The organism is Kitasatospora sp. NPDC048296 (assembly GCF_043201815.1).
Taxonomy (GTDB): Bacteria; Actinomycetota; Actinomycetes; order Streptomycetales; family Streptomycetaceae; genus Kitasatospora.
The window spans coordinates 1-18,411 of sequence record NZ_JBICZB010000106.1 but is presented as its reverse complement, the minus strand read 5'-3'; the positions used below and the strand labels follow the sequence as shown (position 1 = coordinate 18,411).

General features: G+C 69.5%; 15 protein-coding genes and 2 pseudogenes. 10 read left to right on the top strand and 7 right to left on the bottom strand.

Annotated elements, in window-relative coordinates; translation table 11 throughout:
• Positions 1-194 precede the first annotated feature (194 nt).
• The 4 genes from ACGF12_RS35615 to ACGF12_RS35600 all read left to right on the top strand — a co-directional run bounded on the left by ACGF12_RS35615 (position 195) and on the right by ACGF12_RS35600 (position 6,600).
• Positions 195-1,820 (top strand): succinic semialdehyde dehydrogenase, encoded by a 1,626-nt coding sequence (locus tag ACGF12_RS35615; protein WP_393039770.1) that lies wholly within the window; start codon positions 195-197, stop codon positions 1,818-1,820.
• Between the two features lie 113 nt (positions 1,821-1,933).
• Positions 1,934-3,097: an acyl-CoA dehydrogenase family protein gene (locus tag ACGF12_RS35610; RefSeq protein WP_393039767.1), complete on the top strand. Its 1,164-nt coding sequence runs from the start codon at positions 1,934-1,936 to the stop codon at positions 3,095-3,097.
• Positions 3,098-3,190: 93 nt separating this feature from the next.
• Positions 3,191-4,399, top strand: coding sequence for an acetyl-CoA C-acetyltransferase (locus tag ACGF12_RS35605; RefSeq protein ID WP_393039764.1), 1,209 nt, complete (start codon positions 3,191-3,193; stop codon positions 4,397-4,399).
• Between the two features lie 38 nt (positions 4,400-4,437).
• On the top strand, positions 4,438-6,600 hold the full coding sequence (locus tag ACGF12_RS35600; protein WP_393039761.1) for a 3-hydroxyacyl-CoA dehydrogenase NAD-binding domain-containing protein: 2,163 nt from the start codon (positions 4,438-4,440) through the stop codon (positions 6,598-6,600).
• Between the two features lie 56 nt (positions 6,601-6,656).
• Here ACGF12_RS35600 and ACGF12_RS35595 read toward each other — a convergent pair whose 3' ends face one another.
• Positions 6,657-6,899, bottom strand: coding sequence for a hypothetical protein (locus ACGF12_RS35595; protein ID WP_393039758.1), 243 nt, complete (start codon positions 6,897-6,899; stop codon positions 6,657-6,659).
• 143 nt (positions 6,900-7,042) lie between these two features.
• Here ACGF12_RS35595 and ACGF12_RS35590 point away from each other — a divergent pair, with 143 nt between their 5' ends.
• The 4 genes and pseudogenes from ACGF12_RS35590 to ACGF12_RS35575 all read left to right on the top strand — a co-directional run bounded on the left by ACGF12_RS35590 (position 7,043) and on the right by ACGF12_RS35575 (position 11,592).
• A complete protein-coding gene (locus tag ACGF12_RS35590) occupies positions 7,043-8,284 on the top strand; it encodes an oxygenase MpaB family protein (protein ID WP_393039755.1) in 1,242 nt (413 codons plus the stop codon).
• A pseudogene (locus ACGF12_RS35585) lies at positions 8,281-8,568 on the top strand (xanthine dehydrogenase family protein molybdopterin-binding subunit); the annotation flags it as partial. The gene ACGF12_RS35590 and the pseudogene ACGF12_RS35585, both read left to right, overlap by 4 nt.
• Positions 8,569-8,838: 270 nt before the next feature.
• Positions 8,839-9,647, top strand: a pseudogene (locus tag ACGF12_RS35580) (IS5 family transposase).
• Positions 9,648-10,749: 1,102 nt separating this feature from the next.
• Positions 10,750-11,592 (top strand): BPL-N domain-containing protein, encoded by an 843-nt coding sequence (locus tag ACGF12_RS35575; protein ID WP_393039752.1) that lies wholly within the window; start codon positions 10,750-10,752, stop codon positions 11,590-11,592.
• 454 nt (positions 11,593-12,046) lie between these two features.
• On the opposite strand, the gene ACGF12_RS35570 is transcribed toward ACGF12_RS35575, so the two are convergent.
• Positions 12,047-12,613, bottom strand: coding sequence for a transposase (locus ACGF12_RS35570; RefSeq protein ID WP_393039777.1), 567 nt, complete (start codon positions 12,611-12,613; stop codon positions 12,047-12,049).
• A gap of 254 nt (positions 12,614-12,867) precedes the next feature.
• On the opposite strand from ACGF12_RS35570, the gene ACGF12_RS35565 reads away from it, so the two are divergent.
• Positions 12,868-14,070 (top strand): IS110 family transposase, encoded by a 1,203-nt coding sequence (locus ACGF12_RS35565; RefSeq protein ID WP_393039750.1) that lies wholly within the window; start codon positions 12,868-12,870, stop codon positions 14,068-14,070.
• A gap of 5 nt (positions 14,071-14,075) precedes the next feature.
• Here ACGF12_RS35565 and ACGF12_RS35560 read toward each other — a convergent pair whose 3' ends face one another.
• Positions 14,076-14,525, bottom strand: a complete 450-nt coding sequence (locus tag ACGF12_RS35560; RefSeq protein ID WP_393039775.1) for a transposase — start codon at positions 14,523-14,525, stop codon at positions 14,076-14,078.
• A 353-nt stretch (positions 14,526-14,878) separates the two neighbouring features.
• Between ACGF12_RS35560 and ACGF12_RS35555 the strand changes: the two genes are divergently transcribed.
• Positions 14,879-15,262, top strand: a complete 384-nt coding sequence (locus ACGF12_RS35555) for a hypothetical protein (protein ID WP_393039747.1) — start codon at positions 14,879-14,881, stop codon at positions 15,260-15,262.
• Here ACGF12_RS35555 and ACGF12_RS35550 read toward each other — a convergent pair.
• From ACGF12_RS35550 to ACGF12_RS35535, 4 genes are all read right to left on the bottom strand, one after another.
• Entirely contained in the window at positions 15,234-15,605 is a 372-nt protein-coding gene (locus ACGF12_RS35550; protein WP_393039744.1) for a hypothetical protein, read from the bottom strand. The two genes, ACGF12_RS35555 and ACGF12_RS35550, sit on opposite strands and share 29 nt — an antisense overlap.
• Positions 15,606-15,607: 2 nt before the next feature.
• The gene (locus tag ACGF12_RS35545; protein WP_393039742.1) at positions 15,608-16,159 is read right to left on the bottom strand and encodes a hypothetical protein; all 552 of its coding nucleotides are present in this window, start codon (positions 16,157-16,159) and stop codon (positions 15,608-15,610) included.
• A gap of 782 nt (positions 16,160-16,941) precedes the next feature.
• Positions 16,942-17,172: a hypothetical protein gene (locus tag ACGF12_RS35540; protein WP_393039739.1), complete on the bottom strand. Its 231-nt coding sequence runs from the start codon at positions 17,170-17,172 to the stop codon at positions 16,942-16,944.
• A gap of 203 nt (positions 17,173-17,375) precedes the next feature.
• Entirely contained in the window at positions 17,376-17,615 is a 240-nt protein-coding gene (locus ACGF12_RS35535) for a hypothetical protein (RefSeq protein ID WP_393039736.1), read from the bottom strand.
• Positions 17,616-18,411: the final 796 nt, after the last annotated feature.

Below are 18,411 nucleotides of genomic sequence, written 5' to 3'. Positions count from 1 at the left end.
CTCTGTTTTTTTTATTTAAAAAAACCGCGGGGTTCCAAGGGGGGCAAACCCCTGGCCCTCCCACAGCCCCCCCGCGCCCCCCCCGGCCGCCCCCCCCCCCCCCCCCCCCCCCCCGCTTCCGCCGGCGCCGCTGTTGCCAACGAGCGAAGAGCCTCCGCGTCCGACCCCACCCGTGCGGCATCCCTAGGAGCCCCATGAACACGGAGCAGGACCAGATCAAAGCGCCTCCGACCCTGGCGGCGACGAGCCCGCGCCCCGCATGGATGACCGACGAACTGATCGGGCAGTGGTGTGCGTGGGTGCACCGGGTCGAGACCCGCCAAGAACGGGGCGCCCTCGAGCCGGTGACTGCGGTCGCGCCGTACGACCTGTCGCCGATCGCGCCCGTCCCCGCGTGCGCCCCGGAGGACGTCGAGTCCGCGGCCGCCATGGCCCGGGCCGCCCAGCGGGAGTGGATGCGGACGCCGCTCTCACGCCGGAGCGACATCGTGCTCGCCTTCCACGACCTGCTGCTGGAGCGGCAGGACCAGGTGCTCGACCTGATCCAGTGGGAGACCGGCAAGGCGCGGTACCACGCCTGGCAGGAGGTGGCGCAGATCGCGGCCATCGCCCGGCACTACGCGCGCCGCGCCAGAAGGTACTTGACTGTGCGTCATGTACGCGGAATGGTACCCGGCCTGACGAAGGTCAAGGAACTGCGGGTCCCGAAAGGCGTGGTCGGCGTCATCTCCCCGTGGAACTACCCCCTCTACCTCGGGGTCGGCGACGTACTCCCGGCACTGCTGGCCGGCAACGCCGTCGTCTCCAAGGCGGACTCCCAGACCGCGCTGACCCTGCTGTGGGCTCGAACCCTGCTGGCCGAGGCGGGCCTGCCCGCCGATCTGTGGCGGATCGTGGCCGGTGACGGGGCCGTGGTGGGGACCGCCGTGGTCGACGCCGTCGACTTCGTCTGCTTCACCGGGTCGACCGCCACCGGACGCACCGTCGCGGCCCGCGCCGCCCGACGGCTGGTCGGCTCCTCCCTCGAGCTCGGCGGGAAGAACCCCCTCATCGTGCGCGCGGACGCCGACATCGCCGCCGCGGCGGCCGGCACCGTCGTGGCCGCCTTCGCGAACACCGGGCAGATGTGCATCCACATCGAACGCGTCTACGTGCACGAGAAGGTCTACGACGCGTTCCGCGACGAGCTCCTACGGGCGACGAAGGCGCTGCGGCTCGGACGGTCCTACGACTACTCGGCGGACATCGGGTCGCTGGTCTCGCCGGCCCAGCTCGCAGCGGTCGAGGGCCATGTCGACGACGCGGTGGCCAAAGGGGCGACCGTGCTCGCAGGCGGCCGGGCCCGACCCGACATCGGCCCGCTGTTCTACGAGCCGACGATCCTCGAAGGCGTCACCCCCGAGATGGCCGTCTGGGAAACGGAGACGTTCGGCCCGGTCATCTCGCTGTACCCCTGTGCCACGGACAATGAGGCTCTGGGACTGGCCAACCAGGGGACCTACGGTCTGTCAGCGTCGATCTGGTCGAGGAACACCCGCGAGGCCGACCGGATGGCCGGGCTGATCCGCGCCGGATCGGTCAACATCAACGACGGTGCCGCCGCCGCGGCCGGCAGCATCGAAGCCGGCATGGGCGGCATGGGTGACAGCGGACTCGGCCGCCGCCACGGGGCCGACGGCATCCGCAAGTACACCGAGAGCCAGACGGTCGCCGTACAGCGCCTCATGCCGCTCGGCCCGTCGCCGAAGCAGTCCGTGGAGAGCTTCGTCCGCCGCACGAACGGCCAGCTGGCCCTGCTGCGTCGGCTGCGTGTGCGATGAGCGACGTGGCCGGCCAGCAGGCCGGCCTGACGCCGAAGCCGGCGCTCATGTCCGGGAGTTGACCGCACGCACTGCCTTTCCTTCTTCGACCGTGATCTGGAACAGGACTTCTGATGGCCGATGTGATCTCCGCCGAACGGTCGCTCTACGAGGACGAGCACGAGCTCCTGCGGGAGACGGCCCGTGCGTTCGCCGACAAGCACGCCGCCCCGCACGCCGAGCGGTGGCGCGCCGAGGGCAAGGTCGACCGCTCGCTGTTCCGGGAAGCCGCCCGAGTCGGAATCCTCGGCTTCAACATCCCCGAGGAGTACGGCGGCGGCGGCGTCTGCGACTACCGCTTCAACGCCGTGATCGGTGAGGAGTTCTCACGCCATCCCGCGTCGGACGGGCTCGCCGGGGTGACGCTGTCCAACGACATCGTCGTGCCCTACTTCACCGACCTGACCGACGACGAGCAGAAGGCCCGTTGGCTGCCCGGCATCGCGGCCGGGGAGCTCGTCGTCGCGGTGGCGATGACCGAGCCCGGGACCGGCAGCGACCTGGCAGGCATCACCACCACCGCCGTCCGTGACGGCAACGACTACGTGGTCAACGGCAGCAAGGTCTTCATCTCCAACGGCCAGAACGCCGACCTCGTCGTCACCGCGGTCCGGACCGGTCCGGATCGCCACAGCGGGATCAGCCTGCTGGTCATCGAGGCCGACCGTCCCGGCTTCTCACGCGGTCGCAACCTGGAGAAGATCGGCCTGCACGCCCAGGACACCAGCGAGCTGTTCTTCCAGGACGTCCGCGTGCCGGCCGCCAACCTGCTCGGTGCGGAAGGCTCGGGCTTCAAGGCCCTGGTGCGCAACCTTCCGCAGGAGCGGATCTCGATCGCCGCCAACGCCGTGGCCTCCGTCGAGGGAGTGCTCGAACGCACCCTGGAGTACGTCAAGGAACGCAAGGCGTTCGGCCGGCCGATCGGGACCTTCCAGAACACCCGCTTCGAACTGGCCGAGATGGTCACCACCGCCCGGGTGGGCCGCGCCTACCTGGACGACCTGCTCGCCCGGCACTCCCGCCGCGAACTCACTGCGGTCCAGGCCGCGTCCGCGAAGTTCTGGGCCACCGAGCAGTACGTCGACATCGTCGGGCGCTGCCTGCAACTCCACGGCGCCTACGGCTACATGCTCGAATACCGCATCGCCCACGACTACCTCGACTCACGCATCACCACCATCTACGGCGGCACCACCGAGATCATGAAAGAGATCGTCGGCCGCGACTTGGGCCTGTAGCCCTGTTCAGGCGCTCCGGGGAAATCTCCCGCGCCGAACACTCCGGTATCCGAGCCCATCTGCACAGCGTCTCGTCCCGAGAAAGGGGGCGTCGTGTCCGACGCCTACATATACGACGCCGTCCGGACGCCGCGCGGCAAGAACCGCGGCGGCGCACTCCACGGCACCAAGCCCGTCGACCTGGTCGTGGGACTGATCCACGCGATCCAGGAGCGCAATCCCGCACTCGACCCCGACCTGATCGACGACATCGTGCTCGGCGTCGTCTCGCCGGTGGGCGAGCAGGGCGGTGACATCGCCCGCACCGCCGCCCTGGTCGCAGAGCTGCCCCATTCGGTGGCCGGCGTCCAGGTCAACCGGTTCTGCGCCTCCGGCCTGGAAGCGGTCAACCTCGCCGCACAGAAGGTCGCCTCCGGCTACGAAAGCCTCGTTCTCGCCGGCGGGGTCGAATCGATGTCGCGAGTCCCCATCGGCTCGGACGGCGGCGCCTACTCGCAGGACCCCACCACGGCGTACGACGCGTACTTCGTTCCCCAGGGGATCGGTGCCGACCTGATCGCGACGCTGGAGGGCTTCAGCCGCGAGAACGTCGACGCCTACGCCACCCGCTCGCAGGAGCGGGCCGAGACCGCCTGGCGCGAGGGCCGCTTCAGCAGGTCGGTCGTGCCCGTCCGCGACCTCAACGGCGTGTTGGTGCTCGCCCACGACGAACACCGGCGGCCCGGTACCACCGTGGAGAGCCTCGCGTCGCTGCCCGCCTCCTTCGCCGCCGTCGGCGCGCAGGCCGGTTTCGACGCGGTCGCCCTGCAGAAGTACCACCACGTGGAGCGGATCAACCACGTCCACCACGCCGGCAACAGCTCCGGCATCGTCGACGGCGCCGCGCTCACCGTGATCGGCACCGAGGAGATCGGTGAGCGTCTCGGACTCGTCCCGCGCGCCCGGATCGTGGCGACCGCGGTCACCGGCGCGGAGCCGACCATCATGCTCACCGGCCCCACACCGGCGACCAGGAAGGTTCTCGCGAACGCGGGTCTGGAGATCGACGACATCGACCTGTTCGAGCTGAACGAGGCCTTCGCCGCGGTCGTCATGAAGTGGCAGCGCGACCTCAAGGTCCCTGACGAGAAGGTCAACGTCAACGGCGGCGCCATCGCGATGGGCCACCCGCTGGGCGCCACCGGGGCCATGATCCTCGGCACCGTTCTCGACGAACTGGAGCGCACCGGCGGACGCCGCGGACTCGCGACGCTGTGCGTCGGCGCCGGAATGGGCATCGCCACCGTCATCGAGCGCCTCTGACACCCGGACTCACCGCGTACCGAAAGAGAGCCATCGACATGACCGCATCCGCCATCACCTTCGCACGGGGCGCAGACGGAATCGTGACCCTCACCCTGGACGACCCCGCCTCGTCGGTCAACACCATGAACGACGCCTTCATGGCCGGCCTGGAGGAGTGCGTCCCGCGGCTGGAAGCCGAGCGCGACGAGATCGCCGGCGTGCTGCTCGTATCCGCCAAGAAGACCTTCTTCGCGGGCGGCGACCTGAACCGGCTGCGTGCGGGCAGCGCCGACAAAGCCTCGGAGGAGACGGCGTACATCAACCGGATGAAGGGCTGGCTGCGCCGACTGGAGAAGCTCGGCAAGCCGGTCGTCGCGGTGCTGAACGGCACCGCGCTGGGGGGCGGCCTCGAGGTCGCCCTGTGCGCCCACCACCGGATCGCCGCCGATCTGCCCGGCAGCCGCTTCGGCCTGCCCGAGGTCAGCCTGGGGCTGCTCCCCGGCGGCGGCGGCATCACCCGCACCGTCCGCATGCTCGGCCTGCACAAGGCACTCGCGGAGGTGATCCTGCCCGCGAAGAAGTTCACCCCACAGGCGGCGACGACCCTCGGCCTCATCGACGAACTCGTCGAGGACTCCCGGGAGGCCGAGGCACGAGCGCGAGCCTGGATCGTCGAGCACCCGCACGTGGTGCAGCCGTGGGATGCCGAGGGCTTCCGGCTCCCGGGAGGAGACGTGCGGAGCCCGGGTGTCGCCGCGACTCTGCCGGCACTGTCGGGCCTGCTGCGCAAGCAGACCAAGGGAGCGCCGATGCCCGCGCCGCGCGCCGCCCTGGCCGCCGCCGTCGAAGGTGCCTACGTCGACTTCGACACCGCCTCGCTGGTCGAGACCCGGTACCTGGTCAGCCTGCTCAGCGGCCAGGTCACCAAGAACATGATCAAGGCGTTCTTCTTCGACCTGCAGCGCGTCAACTCGGGCGCGAGCCGACCGGAGGGGTTCGAGCGCTATGCCGCACGCAAGGTCGGGGTCATCGGCGCGGGCATGATGGGGGCGGGCATCGCCGGTGTGAGCGCCAAGGCCGGCATCGACGTCGTACTCAAGGACGTCACGCTCGAGGCTGCGGAGAAGGGCAAGGACTACGCCCGCGGCCTGGAGGCAAGGGCGCTGGCGGCGGGCAGGACGACCCAGGAGAGGTCCGACGCGCTCCTGGGACGGATCCGGACGACGGCCGATGCCGCCGACTTCACCGGAGTGGACTTCGTCATCGAGGCGGTCTTCGAGTCGGCGCCGCTCAAGCAGCAGGTCTTCCAGCAGATCCAGGAGATCGTGGAACCCGACGCGGTGCTCGGGTCCAACACCTCCACCCTGCCGATCACCCTGCTGGCCAAGGGGGTTGAGCGCGAACGCGACTTCATCGGCATCCACTTCTTCAGCCCGGTCGACAAGATGCCCCTGGTCGAGATCGTCCGCGGCGAGCAGACGAGCGACGAGACGCTGGCCAAGGTCTTCGACTACGTCCTGCAGATCGGCAAGACCCCCATCGTCGTCAACGACTCGCGCGGCTTCTTCACCTCACGAGTGATCGGCTGCTTCATCGCCGAGGCCGTCGCGGCCGTCGGCGAGGGCGTCGAGCCGGCGAGCGTCGAACAGGCCGCGCTCCAGGCGGGCTACCCCGCGGGCGCTCTCCAACTGCTGGACGAGCTGACCCTGTCGCTGACCCAGAAGATCCGCATCGAGACCCGCGCCGCCGACGAGGCGGAGGGCAAGGCCTGGGTGGCGCATCCCTCGGAGGCGGTCGTGGACTGGATGCTCGACCAGGGCCGGATCGGGCGACGTGAGCACGTCGGCTGGTACGACTACGACGAGTCCGGCAAGCGGCTCGGCATCTGGCCGGGCGTCCGCGACCGATACGGTTCGGGGCAGCGCGTACTGCCGATCAAGGACCTGCAGGAGAGGATGCTTTTCGCCGAGGCCCTCGACGCCATCGACTGCCTTGACAACGGCGTTCTGACGAGCGTGACCGACGCCAACATCGGCTCCATCCAGGGAATCGGCTTCCCGGCCTGGACCGGCGGCGTCCTGCAGTACGTCAACCAGTACGACGGCGGCCTGCCCGGGTTCGTCGCCAGGGCGCGGGAACTCGCCGCCGCCTACGGCGACCGGTTCCTGCCGCCCGCGTCGCTGGTGGAACGCGCCGAGCGCGGTGAGATCTATGCGTGACTGGACCCGCAACGACCAGTCGCTGCCGAGCGGATTGCCGCAGGAACTGCAGGAGTTCACGGCGGGCGCGCGCCACCTGCTGCCGCAGCCCCGGGCTGGCCCCGGACCAACGACGGCCAGCACCAGCCGATCCGCCAGGCGGACATGCTGATCACATGGCACACCCTGCCCACCTTCGCCATGCACAGGCCGCTCGAACGGCAGGTCTCGTTCACCCCCACCGAGTCCAAGGCCTCGTCCTGGGAGCGGGCGATCGGCACCGCCTGGCCCCAGCTGGTGGCCTTCCGCGAGAACCTCATCGAACTGCCGATGGTGCACCTCTCGCCTGGACGATCGACGAGGCGGTACGCCAGTACATCACGTTCTACCTCACCAACGCCCGGGGTGTCCGGATCGAGATCCCCGACGTCAACCGGACCTTCTGAAGAAGGAGTTCGCAGCCATGGATGGACTCAGCAGGCGCAAGATGCTGATCGCGGGCGGAGCGCTGGGAGCGCTCGGGGCGCTGGGTGCGGCGTCGCCAGCCCGTGCGGCGGCACCGGCCCGTGCCCTGCCCGACTGGTCGTGGTCGCCCACCGGTTCGGTGGCCGGCTCGGGCGCCGGCACCGACCCGCACTGGGAGTGGGACGAGCAGGCCGACCCGGTTCTCGCCGCCGTGATCGGCCGGGGCGACGTGCCCATGGTCAACGACCTCCTGCGGTCGTGGACCCGCAACGACCAACCGCTGCCGGACGGACTGCCCCGGGACCTGCGGGACTTCATGGAGACGGCACGTCAACTGCCCTCCTGGGCCGACCAGGACAAGCTCAACACCGCCGCTCACTTCAACGACACCAAGGGGATCTACACCGGCGCCCTGTACGGGCTGGGCAGCGGCCTGATGAGCTGCGCCATCCCCCACGAGGCCCGCGCCGTCTACTACTCAAAGGGCGGCGCCAACATGAAGGACCGGATCGCCAAGACCGCGAAGCTCGGGTACGACGTCGGGTCCCTGGACGCCTACCAGCCCCAGGGCGAGATGATCGTGACCGCAGTGAAGACCCGGATGGTGCACGCCGCCGTGCGACACCTGCTGCAGCAGTCCCCCGGCTGGACCGGGACCAGCGGCGACCAGAAGATCCCGATCAGCCAGGCGGACATCCTGATCACCTGGCACAGCCTGCCCACCTTCGTCATGCGCAAGATGCTCGAGTGGGGAGTCCAGATCACCCCCGACGACTCCGCCGCCTACCTGCACGTCTGGCAGGTGACCGCACACATGCTCGGCGTCCGGGACGAGTACGTCCCCGCCACCTGGGATGCCGCCAACGCCCAGTCCAAGCAGCTCCTCGACCCCGTCCTGGGCCCCACCTCCGAAGGCGTCGAGCTGGCCGGGGTGCTCCTCGGCCTCGTCGCCGAGCTCGACGGCGGCCTGACCAGGCCCCTGATCAGCGCGTTCTCCAGGTACACCCTCGGCGACCAGATCGGCGACTGGATCGGACTGGACCAGGAGCCGTTCTGGGAGCCGGTCATCAGCGAAGCCTGGCCGCTGCTGGTGGCCTTCCGTGAGGGCCTGATTCCGTTTCCCCTCGGCGCGGAAGCCGCCTGGACCGTGGAGGAGGTCGTCCGCCAGTTCGTCCTGTCCTTCCTGTCCGACGGACAGAACATCAACATCACGATCCCCGACGCGAACCGCACCTTCTGAACCACACCCGACGGGCACCTGGAGGTCCCGGATCGAGTACGCGTGGCATCGGCCGGCGCCGGTTCCTCGGGTACGTCCTGGCGGCCCCGACCCTGGTGACCGCCGCCCAGCTCAATACGGCACCGGCGGCCAAGGCCGGGATTCCCTCGCCGGACCTCACCGAGCTGCTCGACCTCAACGACGTGATGACCGCGGCGGCTTCGCTGACCGCCAACCTGATCACGGTCGAGATCGACCGGGACCACACGGTGTCGTTCGCACTGCCGCGGGCCGAGGTCGGGCGTGCGGGCGGTCGTTCGTCGTTGATCGGGCGGGTGTCCGTCGACGGATTGGGCCTGGGCGGAAAGGGGTGGGCGAGGGCTGAACGGTCCGCGATCGGCCACGGCTGCTCCAGGGACGACACCCCTCATGTAAGAGTTTCGGGACTGCACGGTGTGATCCGCCCGGGTGGACGGAAGCCACTTGGGGTCACCCCTCAAGAGGAGCTAACAGAACTGCGCGGTGCCCATGTCTGTTTGTCTGCGGGCTCGTTGAGTAGGTCGTGGGGAAGAGCGCTGTGGTTGGTGTCGGACGACCTGTGGGGCCGGATCGAGCCGCTGCTGCCGGTGTGGCAGCAGCGGCTTCGGAAGCTTGGCCGGCCGCCGCTGGATGACCGGGGCTGCCTGCAGGGGATTCTGTTCGTACTGCAGACGGGGATCCAGTCGGAGTGGCTGCCGCAGGAACTCGGCTTCGGCTCGGGCATGACCTGCTGGCGCCGACTGCGGGACTGGCCCAAGGCCGGGGTCTGGGACCGGCTGCACCAGGTCCTGCTCACCGAGCTGCATCGCGCCGGCGAGCTGGACTAGTCGCGGGCAGTGATCGACAGCTCACACCGCCAGGCCCGTCGCGGCGGCCCAAAACGGGACCGAGCCCGGTCGACCGAGCCCGACCGGGCTCGAAGCACCACGTGATCACCGACGGCCGGGGCACACCGCTGGCCATCACACTGACAGGCGGCAACCGCCACGACGTCACCCAGCTCCTGCCGCTGCTGGACACGATCCCCAGCCTCCGTGGCAGAACCGGTCGGCCGCGTCACCGGCCCCGGCAGCTGTTCGCCGACCGCGGCTACGACTTCGACAAGTACCGCCGCCTGCTGTGGAAACGGGGCATCAAGCCGGTGATCGCCCGCCGGGGTGTGCCGCACGGCTCCGGCCTGGGACCCGTGCGGTGGGTCGTCGAGCGGACCAACGCCTGGATCCACGGCTTTCGGCGCCTGCGGATCCGCTGGAACATCCGCGACGACATCCACGAGGCCTTCCTCAAACTGGCCTGCTGCGTGATCACGTACCGACGCGTCCGCGCCTTGTGCCAGCTCCTCTGAGCCGAGGAGACCTGTCCTGCCCCTGGGCGTCTCTCGACGTCGTGGGGTCAGTGGCCTGTATCCGTGCAGACGCCTCACCGAACGAGGTGTCGAGTCTCCAGTATGCCGCAGCCCGACGATGCCCTGTCAATATCGTCGAAGCCCTTCGCGCAGCCCACGACGCGCTGTGTCGACACGAACGGACCGGACCCACCGGGCGAGCCGGTACGCGGAGCCCGACTGCCTCCGACAAGCGCTGCGCCTACGCAAGGTCGCAGCCATCGTGGGCACATGCCAGGTTCCGGCCTCAGTCGCGGCACCTCCTCATCAAAACCTCAGGTTCATTCCGGCATGGTCGGCAGGCACTGGAAATTCCCGACCGGAGTGGTCGAGGTGCGAGGCCGCTGCCGGACGCGCCGCCGACCGTCTCGACCACCTGACGAACCGCTGATCCGCTGAATCCAGCGGGCCTGCCATCTGCCGGACGACAACCCACCGTACGGAGACAAACCGCCGTGCCCGACCACTGCTCCCGATCCGCCCTCGCGGTGATCAGCGGGATCGCCCGCCTCACAGCGGCCACGCGCGCCCGGAACGCCCGAGAACGGCGGCAGGAGACAGCCCAGCCACTACCCCATGGTTGGCGGCCATCGCGCCCTCCGTCCTGAAGGCCGTGGCCGCAGTGCCGGAAGGGGCCGTGACCGTCCGGATACCGGGTCGGCTGCCGCCGGTGCACGTCGGCCAGGACCAGCTGAGCGCGGTCCTGGACGCGATGATGGAGTCCGCGCTGCTGCGCACTCCGCCCGGACGGGAAGGACGCCAACAGCAGTACGGGGATGCAGCTCCAGCTGATCCGGCACCGACCTCCCGCTCCCACCCGGGGCACCCGAGGTTCCTCACGTCCACCGCACCGACAAGGGGCCCGGAACCGTGAGCGACCTGTGGTTCATCTCGGCGGCTCACCACCGGGAACGAGCCTGTCACTGCCGCAGCAGCGGCAGGAGGAAACGCGAGACCGCCATCACGACACCACGGCACCCACGCTGTGGTGACACCGTAACCCGACCTTTCCGGCCGAAAGCCGGAACACTATGGGAGCAGCAGCCATGCAGGAGTTCGGGTCATGACGCGTGGACGCCGCCGTCCCGTCCGGGGTGCCGCCGTGCTGGGCCTGGCGGCGGTGCTGCTCGCGGCCACCGCCGGTTGCGGCTCCTCCCCGCGGGCCGAAGACGACCGCTCCCAGGACGCGCCGGCGAGCGCCACCACCTCCCCGCCACCGACCGTCGCCCCCGCCCGCCCGCTCGCCGTCGTCTACCGGGGCCCGGCCGCCTGCGACGGCTGCCCCGAGGCCGCGCAGGCGCTGCTGGAACGCAACGGCTTCAGCGTGCGCTTCATCGGCCCCGACGAGGAACTGCACTTCGGCCCCACCGCCCTGGCCGGCGCCGCAATGTACGTACAGCCGGGCGGCTCCAACGGCCAGGAGGTATCCACCGCCTGGAAGCTGCTTCAGCGCGAGTCCGGGTTCCGCCCCGAGCTGATCCGCGACTACGTGCGCGGCGGCGGACGCTACCTGGGCCTGTGCATGGGCGGCTACTTGGCCGGCGACCCCGGCTACGACCTCCTGCCGGGCGACTCCGGCGAGTACATCAAGACCGCCGGCGCCACCGTCACCGACGACAAGGACCACCTCACCGACGTCACCTGGCGCGGCCACAGGCAGCCCATGTACTTCCAGGACGGCCCCTACTTCGACGTCAACGGCCCCGGCACCGACGTCCTCGCCCGCTACACCAACGACCGCATAGCCGCCGTCGTCGCCCCCTACGGCACCGGCCGCGTCGCCGTCTCCGGCCCCCACCCCGAGGCCCCCGCCGACTGGTACACCAGCTACCACCTGCCCAACGTCTCCCAGACGGGCCTGACCCTGGGCGACGACCTGCTGCACACCCTCATGAGCACCCCGTGACGAGCGGAGCGAGTGCCCCCGTCGTGCGCATCCCCCAGGGCCGAGACGGCCCTCACATCCCGGCAGCCCCCTGCTCCGAGGGCCGGAAGGTCGACCCGGAGGACGTGACAGATGTCTCGCCCTACCTGACCGAGAAGATCACCCGGTTCGGCGAGTACTCCACCCACGAGCTCGACCTGCCCCCGGAGGCGTACGAGCCGCACATGGACGTCGACTTCACCAAGCTCGACCCGCAGGACCCGGCCACGGCTTCCCGACTGTCACCCGCCGCGTCGGGAACGGGCGGCACCGGCCGGGCCGGTGCCGCCGGGCGAGACCGTTGTTGGGTGGTGACCACGAAGCACCGGAACCCACAGCCCACACCCACCAGCAGGCCACCCATCTACAGGGCAATCGCTGAGCCCGCCACAAACAGAAAACCTCTCAAAGGAACAGCACTACTGACTTCGGCTCGTCAGGGTGACGTTGGGGTGTCGAGAGTCAGGCCGGTGCCGGCTATGAAGCCGTCGAGGGTGCCGGGCCGGTACTGCAGGCGTTTGAGCCGGTTGCGGACGAGGGCCTCGAGTCGGTCGAGGGCGACCACGGCGAGGTTGGCCAGACTGCGCTTGACGTGTGCCCAGACCCACTCCACGGGGTTGAGGTCGGGCGAGTAGGCGGGAAGCAGGAACACCGTCAGCCAGGCACGCTCGGCGATCAACTCGCGCATGGCGTGGGAGACGTGGGTGTTCAGGCGGTCCCAGACCAACACGATCGGCGCCTTGACCAGCTGGTGGACGCCGTCGATCAGTGCGATGAAGTCGCGCTCGCCCATGCTGCGGCGCTTGCCTCTGCCCGCAGGGTGGGAGCGCAAGCGGTGGCACAGCCGGGTGCGCGAGCCTGGCCGCATCGCGATCAGCCCGGCCACCGACAGACGTCCCGAGCGCCGGCCGCTGACCGTCACGACCGGGGTGCGGCCCCGCCGGCCCCAGGTGCGTCCTCTGGGCGGACGGCGGGTGAATCCTGCCTCGTCCTCGAAGCAGATGTAGCCCCCGCAGGCCGCCCGTGCTCTTTTACCTCCTCCCAGGTCGCCTCCGTAAGTTGTTGTCTGGCCCGGGAGGGTCGGGTGTGGCTCAGGTCGCCTTGTCTTCAGTGACTCGGAAGGAGTGGCCGCCCGGCTCTTCGGGGCGCCCTGGCTGCTGATTGAGATGTGCGCGCCGTATGCGGTCGCTGATTACGGAGATGACAGCGGGGTGTTCCTCGGGCCATCGAGATGCCGGTGCGATCGAGGAGGGGTGTGTGAGCGAGCGAAGGGCCCATGTCTGGGCCGGTGTTGACGCAGGCAAGGGCCACCACTGGGCAGCCGTGGTCGACGAGGGCGGCGCCACGCTGTGGTCGAAGAAGATCGAGAATGACGAGACCGCGATTCTGACCGCGCTCGGCGAGATCCTCGCCCTGGCCGATCAGGTCCACTGGGCGGTGGACATCTCCGGGACGGCCTCCGCGCTGCTGCTGGCACTGCTCGCGGCCCACGGCCAGCAGGCAGTCTACGTGCCCGGACGCACCGTCAACCGCATGGCCGGCGCCTACCGGGGTGAGGCGAAGACCGACGCCCGCGACGCCTACGTCATCGCCGAAACCGCCCGCCAGCGCCGGGACTTCACCACGATCGAGGTGCCCGCCCAGCTGGCCGCCGACCTCGCCCTGCTGACCGCCCACCGCTCAGATCTGGTAGCCGACCGGGTACGGATGATCAACCGGCTCCGCGATGTGCTGACCGGCATCTTTCCCGCCCTGGAGCGAGCATTCGACTACTCCGCGCACAAGGGCGCCCTGGTCCTGCTCACCGGCTACCAGGCCCCCGCCTCGATACGCCGCCGCGGCCGGGCCCGCCTCACGGCCTGGCTGGCCAACCGCAGCGTCCGCGGCGCCGACGCCGTGGCGGCCACCGCACTGAAGGCCGCCGACGCCCAGCGCACCGTTCTGCCCGGCGAGGACGTCGCCGCGCAGATCGTCGCCGACCTCGCCGTGCAGATCCTGGCCCTGGACGACCGGCTCAAGCAGATCGACAAGCAGATCCGCGACACCTTCCACACCCATCCGCAGGCCGAGATCATCGAGTCCCTGCCCGGCATCGGGTCGATACTCGGCGCCGAGCTCATCGTGGCCGCCGGCGACCTGTCGGCTTACAGGGACGCCGGCCACCTCGCCTCGGCGGCCGGACTCGTGCCTGTCCCGCGCGACTCCGGTCGCCGCACCGGCAACCTCCACCGGCCCAAGCGGTATAGCCGCCGCCTGCGCAGGTTGTTCTACCTGTCCGCGCAGACCAGCATCATCAAGGACGGCCCCAACCGGGACTTCTACCTCAAGAAACGCGGTGAGGGCTGCAAGCACGTCCAGGCGATCATCGCCCTCGCCCGCCGTCGCGTGAGCGTCCTGTGGGCACTGCTGCGCGACAATCGGATCTTCACCCCCGAACTACCGGCCCCGCAGACGGCTTGACTCGGTCATTGAGACTCCTTCCACACGGTCACGGCCTGACCGTCGCGCTCGGCGACCCGCCACGCGGGAACCTGCGGACTGAAGCCGAGCCGGTGCATCAGCCTCGTGGCACCCGAGACGCTGTAGGAGACGTGGAACTTCCGGCCGATCAGCGTGGCCACCCTCGCCGCGGTCCACACCTGGTCCTCCACCCAGCCGTGTTCGGCCGGGCCCTGTTCCAGGTACGCGGCCAGTTTCTCCAGGCAACGCGGGGACAGACGGCATCGGGCTCCGCTCGCACCACGGGAGGCCAGAGCCTCGACCCCGCCCTCCCGCCACAACTGGTGCCACTGGTAGGCCGACTTCGGGCTCACCCGCAGCCGTCGCGCGACTTCCGGCGGCTTGACTCCCCGCTCGAACAACTCGGCCGCCTGGACCCGTACCACTTCCCGGCGCTCACGTCCCGCGGCGGTCAGCCCGCCCCCATCCGGATATCTCACACACCACCGAATACAGCCACCGCTCCAGACCCATCAGGGACTTCGCGAAGGTTTACCCTGACGAGCCGAAGTCAGTAATCTCCCCACACCCTCGAAACCCCCAGCCCACAACCTACCGACCAATTCGCCAGCACCACCAAACCGCCGACAGGCCGACCCGCCCCACCCGGCCGGACACGAGAACCTCTTATCGGTGAAGACGGGCCTGCCAACCTGGCACCGCAGGACCCGCAGTTGATGCCGGAGCGCGAGGATCTCGATGTCCTCCGTTCCTGGAGCGGATCGACGCACGCGGATGCGAGCTCGGCACCGCCGCGGAACAGTTCCGCGTGCAGATCGACGAGTTCACCGCGCGCCTGCGTGAACTCGACGAGGAGATCGAGAGCCTGTCGGTGACTCGCAAGACGCTCCTCGCCCTCCCGCCGACGGCCCCGGAACCGACCGAGGAGCCGCCTGCCCTGCCGGCCTACCCGGCCTACCCGGCCTACCAGCAGATCCTCGGCACGTTCGGCGAGATTCCCGGACCGAAGCGCGCCCGGGACCTGTGCCAGGCCCTGGACCTGACCTGCACTAATCGCCCAGGAGCACTAGTCACCGCGGTCCCACTCCTGGCAGTCCCGGAAGAACGTCCTGGTGGCGGTGAGGTAGTCGGTCATGCGTCGCGGGCGCCGGCCCCGCACGGAATCAGTCCGTCGGTTCTGCCAGTTGCTTGACCAGCAGGTGGGCATTGGCGAGGTCGAGGCCGGTGGCCTGACGCAGACGCCTCGTGGCCTCGTCGCGATCTCCCGTCGCCAGCAGGCGGCACAGCTCGGCGTGCAGGGACGCGTCGTCCTGGGCGAGCCGGGTGGCGGCTTCGGCGGGTGTGGTGGGCAGGCTGCCGTCTCGGACCAGTGCGGCCAAGGCGGTGGGGCCATGGGTCAGCGACAGGAACGTACCGTCGCGCAGGACGCGGACGGCCTTTGCGTCGTCGCCCGCGGCGTGCAGGGCCAGGGCCGCTTCTTGGGCCTGGGCGGGAATCGGCGTGAGAGTGGCGGCGTTGGCCGCGGCGTTGGCCATGATCAGCAGTTGTTTCGGATCGCGGAGATGCCCATCACCTCGGCGGCGAGTGAGCCGAGGACAGCGCCCAGGTGCTCGATCTTCTCCGCCCCGGTGGCGACCCGGATCAGCAGGTAGGCGGCCTGCTTGACCGAGCCGACCTTCTTGATGAACGCCTTCAGCTTGAGGACCTTCGCAGCCGGGATGGCCGCTGTGGCAAGGGCCGCCGCGATGGCACCGGCACACATCGTCGCGTGCCACCAACCGAACGCCTGGACGGCCTGCGGCGCAACCTGGTCGTCGCCTGCGGGCTCCGGGTAGTACTGCTGGAGGTAGGTCTGGACGGCCTGGTCACCGGCCTCGGCGACGTCGTCGGGCATCTCGTCGATGACCTTCATCGCCTCCTCGATTCGCTGCAGGTCCGCCGGGGCGACTCCTTCCGGCAGGGGCATGTCGGCGACCGTGACGCGGTACTCGGCGGCAGCGGCCGCCTGGGCGGTGCCGACCCCGGAGAGGCCGACGGCGGCAGCGCAGATCATGGCGATGGCACTGGACTTGAGAATCCTGGAGCGCATGGAAGAAGCCCTCTTTTCTGTCGATGTCCACGTCGAGGTTCGAAAGGTGCGCATGCCGCCGTAGGGGGGAGTTGCCTCGGCCCGCCCCTAACACCCGGCGTCAGCAAGTTACGGCGTTGATCAAGCGTCAAACAACCTCATCTGATTGACACTTGAGCATTACTGCGCGATCCCATCCGACCGGCGGGGGTGCCTCATCACTCGATGGGTCAGGCGGTGATGGTCGTACTGCGCGGGACCGACGTCTCGGTGGGAGAGCGCGTGGTAGCGCCCGGGCGCTCGACGGAAGGGTGGAGGCGGGCTCGCGCTTCGTTCACCCCCGGCGGAGATTCTCCGTCGCCAAGTACCCGGACCCGCTGGTAGCGGCGCGGCGGGCGCTGGTGGCCGTACAGGCCGAGCGGCGCGCCTACCTGGGGGGTCTGACGGCTGCGGGGCGCGACCGGGCTGCGGGCGTACCAGCCGTGGCACCCGCGGTAATGACTACGTCCGGCTGGCACGACGAAAGCACCGACCGCCTGGTGATGGTCGGCGCCCGGCGCACGGTGGGCCGCCGGCCGTCACGGGTGCGGCAGAGGGTGATGCTGAGGGCGCCGGCGGGCAGCGGCGCTTCCTTCGCGACCTTTCAGCGCACCGCGACGCCGCCCCTGCGCGGGGCGGCGTGGTGAGCCGCGGACCACCGTTACGGTCACGGTTGACCAGAGTCTGACGACGCCGCATCACCCGCCCGAGCGGCCCACCCCCCCTGCCTGCGAAAGACTCTATTGCTCAATTGAGCTCGGTGATCAGGCTGCGAGTTGGTGGGCGAGTCGGGTGATTCGGCTGGTCCGGGACCGGCGGGACCGGTCGGTCCAGTGGGCGTCGAATCGGATGACGTTGATCGCGGTGGCGGAGTAGGCGTGCTGGAGGCTGACTTTGAGCAGGCCGCGGTAGCGGGCCCGGCGTAGGGAGGTTGCCCGCTGCCCGAGCGCCCGCGCCTGAGCCTGGACGCCGGCTACGACTACAGCATGGTCCACCAGGGCCTACCGGCCAGAGGATCATCGGCCAGATCGCCAAACGCGGCACGAAGACCACCATCCAGGTTGGCGGGCACTCACACTGGCGGGGCATCGGTGCGCAGGTCCCGGTCGGATTCTTCGGGCCCGTCAGGAAGGTGCCCACGGTCCGGACAGCAGAGGGGACCTTCCGGGCACGGTCATCTGACGGTCCGGAGTGGAAATCAAACGTCTTGGTCGCTGTGCCGCTGCTGGCAGCGGTTCCGAAAAGTGTTGGTAACAACGAGCATGCAGACGAGGCTGATGGCAACGATGCCGATTCCGATGGCACGGCGCCAGCCTGGTCCTACATCGACGACTTCGCCGAGTCCCATGGCAACCAGCCAGAGGACGGCGAGGGTGACGATTCCGGAGATGAACCCGATGAACGCGTCGAGGTCGTTCCTGTTCGTCCTGCGAGACATGCTCGTGCGCTCCCTTCGACCTGCTCCTGTGGGCGGCGACCACGGGGTGGCCCCTGCCCACAGGAGACTGCCAGTCTCATTCGCAGGCTGTTGACGGCGTCACGAGGTCTCAAGGACAGTGCCATGGGGGACCTGAGGATTTGATGAGACTTCGACGGTCCGACCCGGCACAATGCGCGCCAATGCGCCACGAAGGCGCTGTCCTCATCGCTGACGGAGTTGGAAGATCCTTCGAAGCTGCCAGCAGAACGGCGACGGCCTGCACCACGTGGTGCAGGCCGTCACTTATGCGCACAACCCTGGTAGCAAGGGTGAAAGGCAGATCAGATCACACGCTGGAACGTCCGACCGATCATTCTCCTCGCGGTCAGCGGCACAGTCCGGATATTCGTCCGCCTCCGGCGGAGCCTCGGTGCGCGGCTCCAGGTCGGAGCCCTCGGCACCGCCCAGAGGGCCCTTGCAAGTCCAGCACGGCGGACGCCGGGCATGGGCAGCCCGAAGCAGTTCCTGGCTGGCGCGGAGGGCGGCTTCGCGCTCGACGTGGCAGGGGTAGCAGGTATCGCCCGCGCAGCGCGTCCAGTAGTCGCGGGCCTCATGGAGCAGACCCTCTCCCGCTGACCGCCGCCGGTCGCCGACCACAGACCGCGACGGCCCTCCCGGCGCGCGCGGAGCCGTGCCCGATGAGCAGGGGCCAGAAGCCGTTCAACGCCGCTGCGTTTAGCGTCGTGGGCGAGTTGCAAGCCCGTCTTCCATGATCTTGACCTCGGTATGGAGGGTGTAGTTCTGGGCGGTGGCG

Coding starts and splice junctions, on each gene's coding strand:
- ACGF12_RS35575 (WP_393039752.1), top strand. CDS start 10,750: ATGACGCGTGGACGCCGCCGTCCCGTCCGGGGTGCCGCCGTGCTGGGC.
- ACGF12_RS35600 (WP_393039761.1), top strand. CDS start 4,438: ATGACCGCATCCGCCATCACCTTCGCACGGGGCGCAGACGGAATCGTG.
- ACGF12_RS35595 (WP_393039758.1), bottom strand. CDS start 6,899: ATGAGGTTCTCGCGGAAGGCCACCAGCTGGGGCCAGGCGGTGCCGATC.
- ACGF12_RS35615 (WP_393039770.1), top strand. CDS start 195: ATGAACACGGAGCAGGACCAGATCAAAGCGCCTCCGACCCTGGCGGCG.
- ACGF12_RS35545 (WP_393039742.1), bottom strand. CDS start 16,159: ATGCGCTCCAGGATTCTCAAGTCCAGTGCCATCGCCATGATCTGCGCT.
- ACGF12_RS35610 (WP_393039767.1), top strand. CDS start 1,934: ATGGCCGATGTGATCTCCGCCGAACGGTCGCTCTACGAGGACGAGCAC.
- ACGF12_RS35535 (WP_393039736.1), bottom strand. CDS start 17,615: ATGTCTCGCAGGACGAACAGGAACGACCTCGACGCGTTCATCGGGTTC.
- ACGF12_RS35590 (WP_393039755.1), top strand. CDS start 7,043: ATGGATGGACTCAGCAGGCGCAAGATGCTGATCGCGGGCGGAGCGCTG.
- ACGF12_RS35550 (WP_393039744.1), bottom strand. CDS start 15,605: ATGGCCAACGCCGCGGCCAACGCCGCCACTCTCACGCCGATTCCCGCC.